Annotated in this window: 7 protein-coding genes and 1 pseudogene; 4 read left to right on the forward strand and 4 right to left on the reverse strand. The window is 55.1% G+C overall.

Going from position 1 to position 6784, the window contains the following annotated elements; all coding sequences use genetic code 11:
- The first annotated feature begins 33 nt into the window (after positions 1-33).
- The 4 genes and pseudogenes from ACO5R6_RS06230 to ACO5R6_RS06245 all read left to right on the forward strand — a co-directional run bounded on the left by ACO5R6_RS06230 (position 34) and on the right by ACO5R6_RS06245 (position 4428).
- Complete coding sequence (locus ACO5R6_RS06230; protein ID WP_485626329.1) at positions 34-1098, forward strand: hypothetical protein; 1065 nt, start codon at positions 34-36, stop codon at positions 1096-1098.
- A 39-nt stretch (positions 1099-1137) separates the two neighbouring features.
- Positions 1138-2502: an MATE family efflux transporter gene (locus ACO5R6_RS06235; protein WP_485626330.1), complete on the forward strand. Its 1365-nt coding sequence runs from the start codon at positions 1138-1140 to the stop codon at positions 2500-2502.
- 26 nt (positions 2503-2528) lie between these two features.
- Positions 2529-2600: pseudogene (locus ACO5R6_RS06240) on the forward strand (ArsC family transcriptional regulator); the annotation flags it as partial.
- 61 nt (positions 2601-2661) lie between these two features.
- Positions 2662-4428, forward strand: coding sequence for a glycoside hydrolase family 13 protein (locus ACO5R6_RS06245; RefSeq protein ID WP_485626331.1), 1767 nt, complete (start codon positions 2662-2664; stop codon positions 4426-4428).
- Here ACO5R6_RS06245 and ACO5R6_RS06250 read toward each other — a convergent pair.
- The 4 genes from ACO5R6_RS06250 to ACO5R6_RS06265 form a co-directional block, all read right to left on the reverse strand.
- On the reverse strand, positions 4420-4782 hold the full coding sequence (locus ACO5R6_RS06250) for a helix-turn-helix transcriptional regulator (RefSeq protein WP_485626332.1): 363 nt from the start codon (positions 4780-4782) through the stop codon (positions 4420-4422). The genes ACO5R6_RS06245 and ACO5R6_RS06250 overlap by 9 nt on opposite strands.
- Positions 4783-4842: 60 nt before the next feature.
- On the reverse strand, positions 4843-5145 hold the full coding sequence (locus tag ACO5R6_RS06255; RefSeq protein WP_485626333.1) for a Dabb family protein: 303 nt from the start codon (positions 5143-5145) through the stop codon (positions 4843-4845).
- 26 nt (positions 5146-5171) lie between these two features.
- Positions 5172-5642, reverse strand: a complete 471-nt coding sequence (locus tag ACO5R6_RS06260; protein ID WP_485626334.1) for a hypothetical protein — start codon at positions 5640-5642, stop codon at positions 5172-5174.
- A 127-nt stretch (positions 5643-5769) separates the two neighbouring features.
- Complete coding sequence (locus tag ACO5R6_RS06265) at positions 5770-6582, reverse strand: SDR family NAD(P)-dependent oxidoreductase (RefSeq protein ID WP_485626335.1); 813 nt, start codon at positions 6580-6582, stop codon at positions 5770-5772.
- Positions 6583-6784 lie beyond the last annotated feature (202 nt).

Genomic DNA, 6784 nt, shown 5'->3' on the forward strand with positions numbered 1-6784 from the left:
CGGAGTATCAGAGAAAGGGATGCGTTCGAGAAAATGATGAGAGTGTGGAGAGAGAAAAAGCGCTATATCAGAGGGGGACTTGCCCTGCTTGTCCTTCTTTTGGCTCTGCTTTTGCCCCGGAGCGGCGTCCGTGCCTATCAGGCAAATCCCCTGGATGAGATTTTGCGCTATGATATTCGCCTGACCGTGAATGAGGACGGATCTGCCAGAATTCACTATGACCTGAACTGGAAAGTGTTGGATGATGATAGGGACGGCCCCCTGACCTGGGTTAAGATCGGAATCGGCAATCGTCACATCAAGGATCTTGAGGCCGAGAGTTCTACAATCAAGAAGATCCGATATATGAGGGAAAAGGGAGGTGACTATGCCCGCATCGACTTAGACCGCAGGTATTATGCGGGAGAGATTGTCCACTTCTCCTTTGCCCTGACCCAGTACAATATTTTCCAGAAGGATCCTGACAATCAGCAAGTGGTCTATAGCTTCACGCCCGGCTGGTTTGATGATACCCCGGTGGATGAGATGAATCTCTACTGGGGAACGGACAAGGTCCGGAAGACAGAGGGCTTTCTGCGGACGGATGATGGGCAGTCGGTCCGGACTGTGACAATTGGTGATCAATCCTACTACCATGCGAAGAAGACGGATCTGGAGCAGGGGGAGCGGATGACGGTCAGTGTATCCTATCCACCGAATGCCTATTCCTTTGTTGATGGAAGAAATATCGGACCAAATGATTCGCTTGCGACCTATCTGGTCCTGGCCGTCCTGGCCGGTCCCCTTTTGGTCTTTGGCCTGATCCGCTTCCACGGAAGGGGGAAAAGCCTGGAGGATACCTACAACGCCACAGAGGGCGGGGCCAGGCCATATCATGGAAGATGGATACACCGTGGCGGTGGCGGATGCGCCTGCGCCTGTGCCTGCGCCGGCGGGGGAAGAGCCGGCTGCTCCAGGAAAGATTTCTACGGAACCAAGTTGTCGGCCATGGAACTCAGGAAAGCTCTGCGTCAACTGGCCAGGGAGGATGGGGAGCAGGAACTCACAGCGACATCGGCCGGAAGAAGTGAAAAGGTAAGAAGAGAAAAAACGGAATAAGATAAAATCAACCGGGAAGAAGAAGCAGGAGGCAGAAGTTTGGCTGAATTCAAAGAGAACAAGATGGGAACCATGGCCATCAAGCCCCTGGTGGTATCCATGTCCCTGCCCATCATGATTTCTATGTTGGTGCAGGCACTTTACAATATTGTGGACTCCTATTTCATCGGACAGTATGATCCCAACTACGGGGTCGCTGCCCTGACCGTAGCCTTTCCACTGCAGAATCTGATGATTGCCTTCGGATCCGGTACGGGAGTGGGATTCAACGCGATTCTATCCCGCTCTCTGGGGGAGAAGAACCGGAGTAAGGCGGATGCCTCCGCCAATACGGGCATCCTGCTCAACCTGGTCAACTTTATCCTCTTTCTGCTCTTGTCCGTCACGATTGTATCTCCCTTCGTGCACGGGCAGACCTCGCAGGCAGAGACCATTGCCTATGCCAAAGATTATCTGCACATCGTCCTGGGTCTCTCGGCAGGCCTCTTCTTGCAGATGACATTCGAGCGCATGCTCCAGGCTACCGGACGCAGTCACCTGTCGATGATCTCTCAGATCACAGGCGCCCTGGTCAATATTGTCCTGGACTATATGATGATCTTCGGCCATGGGCCCTTCCCGGAGGTGGGAGTCGCCGGGGCAGCCTATGCCACGGTGATCGGCCAGTTCGCCGCAGCGATTGTGGGTCTGTCCTTGAACCTGCACTTCTGTCATGAGTTCTCCCTGTCCCCGGCCAAGGTGTTTCGTCCCCGCCTGGCCATGGTGCGTGAGATCTATTATGTTGGGATTCCGACCGTCGCCATGATGGCGGTCGGGTCCGTCATGTCCTGGGGAATGAATCTGATCTTGGGGCATACGGGCGGGGATGATGGCCTGACGATTTTCGGCATCTACTTCAAGCTACAGTCCTTCTTCTTTATGCCGGTCTTCGGACTCAACAATGGGATCATTCCCATCCTGGCATACAACTACGGGGCGAGACAGAAGAAGCGAATCAAGGACACACTTCGCTTCGGAATCCTCCTGGCAGCGACAATTATGATTGCGGGAACCCTTGTCTTCTGGATCTTCCCAAACAGCCTGCTCAAGATCTTCAATGCGAGCCCGCAGGTGACAGAGATGGGAGTCATCGCCCTTCGGACGATTTCTGTCCATTTCCCGCTGGCTGCTGTAGGAATCCTCTTTGGAGGCGTCTTCCAGGCATTTGCCAAGTCCACCTATTCTCTGGTCATCTCCCTTGGGCGGCAGATGTTCGTCCTCCTGCCGGTGGCCTGGGTCCTCTCGCTCTTTGGGAACCTAAACATCATCTGGTTTTGCTTTATCATCGCGGAGGGTGTTTCTTTGATTCTGTCCATCATCTTCTTCCGAAAGGTTCGGCGGGAGATCATTGATCCCTTGTCGTAAAAGGTGTAGATTTGCGGGAGGAGCAAATGAATATTCAGATTTTTGGGGTTAAAAAGAGCGCAGATACGCGCAAGGCGGAGCGTTTCTTCAAGGAAAGATCTGAAATGAAAGCCCTGAAATGAAAGTTTTGAAACCGGGAGAGAAGTCAGGAGAGAAGTTATGATAAAGAAAGAGGCCCTGCTGCATATTCCCCTGTCCCAATATGCCTTTGCCAATACACAATCCAATATGACCATCCGCCTCAGGACAGCAAGGGGCAATGTAAAGCGGGTGATTCTATGGTACGGAGACCGGGTCCAGCCCAATGACCCGAGCAGGTTTTTCCCGGTGGAGATGGACTTAATCCTGTCTGCGGGGCTCTTCGATTACTTTGATGCCACATTTGAGACCCCCTTCGAGCGCGTCTGCTATTACTTTGAGCTGATCGGCGATGCGGAGACGGTCTGCTATTACGCGGACTTAGCCGAGCAGGGACCACCCTCAGAATGTGACGACTGCTACCAGTATCCCTTTATCCGACGGGAGGAAGTGGGCCTGGAGCCGGAATGGTTTCAGAGGGCAATCGTCTACAATATCTTCCCCGACAGCTTCGCAAACGGCAGGGAGGAGATCTGCCCTGCTCCCGGCGAGACCCCCTGGGAGAGGGGAATTCAACTGAAGAGCAGGTTAGGCGGAACGATCCGTGGGATCCTGGAGAGCCTTGACTACATCCGGGGGCTGGGATTTAACTGCATCTACTTGAACCCGATTTTCACGGCCGGTGAATACCATAAGTATGACTTGCTGGACTACTTTCACGTGTCACCCAATCTGGGGACGGACGAGGAATTTCATCAGCTGGTCGATCAGGCGCACGCCCGTGGCATGCGAATCGTGATTGACGGGGTATTCAACCATTGCAGCTGTGATTTTCATAAATTTGACGATGTTGTAGAGAAGGGGCGGGAGTCTTCCTACGCGGATTGGTTCTACCGACTCTCCTATCCGGTGACCCGGACGAGCAAGCGGGGGGAGAGGCCGACCTATAGCTGCTTCGGCTATCATGGGAAGATGCCGAAATGGAACACATCGCATCCCGCGGTTCGGGATTACTTCATGGAGGTGTGCAGGTACTGGCTGCAGGAGTTTCGGATTGACGGCTGGCGGCTTGACGTGGCAAACGAAGTGGACCGGGAATTCTGGCGGGAATTCCGGCGGGTGGCAAGAGAGACCAATCCGGAGAGCGTTCTGATCGGAGAGGTCTGGGAGAGCGCGGAGACCTGGCTTGCCGGGGATATGTTCGACTCCACCATGAATTACAGCTTCCGAAGGATCTGCCTGGACTTCTTTGGGCGGAGCGCCATTGGAACAGAGGCCTTTCATGACCGGGTCGCAAAGATGCTCCTCCGCTACCGGACCGGAAGCCTGCGGGTCCAGTTGAATCTGCTTGACAGCCATGATGTGAGCCGGTTTCTGTCCGAATGCCGGGGGGATGAGGACCGCTTTAAACTGGCGGAGGTCTTCCTCTTCATGTCACCCGGGGTTCCATGTGTCTTCTATGGGGATGAGGTCGGAATGGACGGAGACTCTGAGCATGCCCTAAGGGGGCCCATGGCCTGGGACAGAAAGGGCGAGGGCCTCAGCGCCTTCTTCCGACAGCTGACCGGTCTGCGGAAGCAGTATCCGCTTCTTGTCTACGGCAATTACAGGCTGGTGAGAAAGAACGACAGGGGCCTTTATATCTTCTCCCGCGGCGACAAGGAGATGGAGATCATTGTCTGTCTGAATAACAGTCCGGATACCGTTGATTTGAGTGACTGCCTGCAGAATGCAAGCATCCTGATGGAGAATCGCTTAGAGGACCGCCGAGGGGACTTCCTGCTGGGAAGCAGGGGCTATGCGGTCCTGCGAAGAGAGAAGCGCCCGGTGGAAGAAGGCTCAGAGTAACCAGATCTCTTCTTCTTTTTCTTCCTGAGGCGGATGAGGCGGGTTTTTCAGTGGCCGGCGAGTGGGTGCCGGCGCGGATGAGGAAGAGGAGGCAGAGGCAGAGGTCCTCTTCTTCCCGGCCCTTACAGGGGAGGGGAGGATATCCGGGGCGGAAGCCTCAGAGATGGGGCCTGCCACTGCCTCCATACCAAAGAAGGAGAGGGCCTGATTGACCTTGTCCATGCGGACAGTCTTCTTGCCCTGCTCCAGTTCTCTTACGAAGCGAAGACCCAGGCCGGATTGAATGGCAAATTCCTCCTGGGTGAGACCCAGATCCCGGCGTTTGATTCTCACATAATCACCGATCTTGCTCATGACCCACCTCCTATATGCAGGATATCGTCTCTTATATTCGGGTCCTGTCTGCGGCGTCTGTCAGAGTTCATAATCCAGGCAGGCTCTCGAGGCGGTGTAGGGACGGACTCTGCCGTTTGCAACCGCCAGGTGGGCCGGGTGAACGGCGTAGGCCTTCAGAGCTTCAAAGTTCTCAAAGGCAGCCTCCAGCATGAGGTCAGCGTTTGAAGTCTCAAGGCCCTCGGCGTGAACTCTGATCTCGAGCAGACCGGGGATCTGTCCCATCAGCCCCTCCAGGCCCTCCTTGATATCCCGCTTGATGCGGGCCTTTTCGGGCCCATCATATGCGTCCTTTAAGGTCCAGAGAATGATGTGTTTTACCATGTAAAATCTCCTGATATCCTTTCTGTCTACAAGTCAGCGGACGAATCGTCGGGGTAGGTCCCAAGTCCCTTGTCGGATGTGGGCGAGAGCCGGTCGATTCGCTCCTGCCAGTAGAGGTCTTCTGTCAGCAGGTCTACTTGCTTTCGGGAGCGGTCAGAGAGCTGGTAGTAGCGGGTCAGGTGCTTGTCCAGGGCGTCGTGCAGGCGGTCTGGATCCAGCTCGCGCAGTTCCGCCGGGATGATCCGGTCCGCGGAGTAGAGATCTTCCGGTCGGATGCCGAAGAAAGCGGCAAGCCTGGTCTCCTTCTCCGGAGTGGGAAGAATCTGCCCCCGGTAGTAGCGAGTAATCGTCTCGTAACGAACCCCGACATAGGCGCCCAGCTCCTTCTTCCCGACCGGGTGACGCAGAGTCAGGTAATTGAGGTTTTTCGCCAGAAGAGCAGCGCGCCTGAGACGCTCGGGGTCTTTGGTAATATCATGGTATTTGAATGAATTCAAACCCGCTGATTCTCTGCGCCCCATAGCCCTGCTCCTCTCTGTAAAAGAACAGGTTCAGTTTACAGAAAGCTTGCACGGCAGGCAGTACAGTTACAGGATAAATCATAGGATTGCATGACATGCAATGTCAAATGTATCCTCCGTCGAGACCGATCACCTGACCGGTCAGATAGTCGCCGGAGGACAGGAGGGCGACCAGGGCACAGGCCACATCCTCCGGCCTTCCCATCCGGTCGGCGGGGATATCCTCAATCATGGCGGCCTTGTCCTCCTCGGAGAGCATGGCATTCATGGGGGTGTCGATCATGCCGCAGGCAAGGGCGTTGACCCGGATATGAGAGGGGGCAAGCTCCTTGGCCAGGGCCATGGTGTAGGCATTGACAGCGCCCTTAGAGGCGGAATAGGCGACTTCACAGGAGGCACCGACCCGCCCCCACATGGAGGAGATGTTGATGATCTGTCCCCGGCCGAACCGGATCATGGAGGGGACCAGGAACTTGGTTGTGTAGAAGAGGGAACTGAGATTGACGTCCAGGACACGCTGCCAGTCCGCAATGCTCATCTCTGTGATCAGGCCAAGCCAGGCGATGCCGGCATTGTTGACAATCAGGTCGACGGACCCGTAGGCATCCAAGTGTTTCTGGGCCGCCTCCCGGACGAATGTAGGATCCGCAATGTCGCCGAGGAGGGAGAGAGGACCTTCCGGATTCGACTGAAGAGGGGAGAGCTCCCGGGCCAGGGCTTCCAGGGCCCGGCCGGATTCATGCCCCAGAAGGGTCAGCTGGTAGCCCTCCTTGGCCAGAGCTCTTGCGATCGCCGCTCCGATTCCGCCGGAGGCTCCGGTCACAAAGGCGGACCCGGGAAGATGGGGGGCGGAGGAAGTGCTGGAGTGGCCCGCAGTGGCGGAAGAGGAAGAAAAGGGTCCTTGGGAAGCAAGCATAGGTTCGTAATCTCCATAAAATAAATCCGTAGGTATCTCTATTATAGGGGATCGGAGAGGGGTTTACTTATCAAATAAAACAGAGATAAACAAAATAATTATCAGAATATATTGCGGCGATTTGCTTGATGCCGGGTCATAAATGTTTATAATCCCGTCTTTGATAGTTGAATAAAAAATATAATGCGGCAAAGCCAGTAAA

It is taken from the genome of Shuttleworthella sp. (assembly GCF_057251025.1).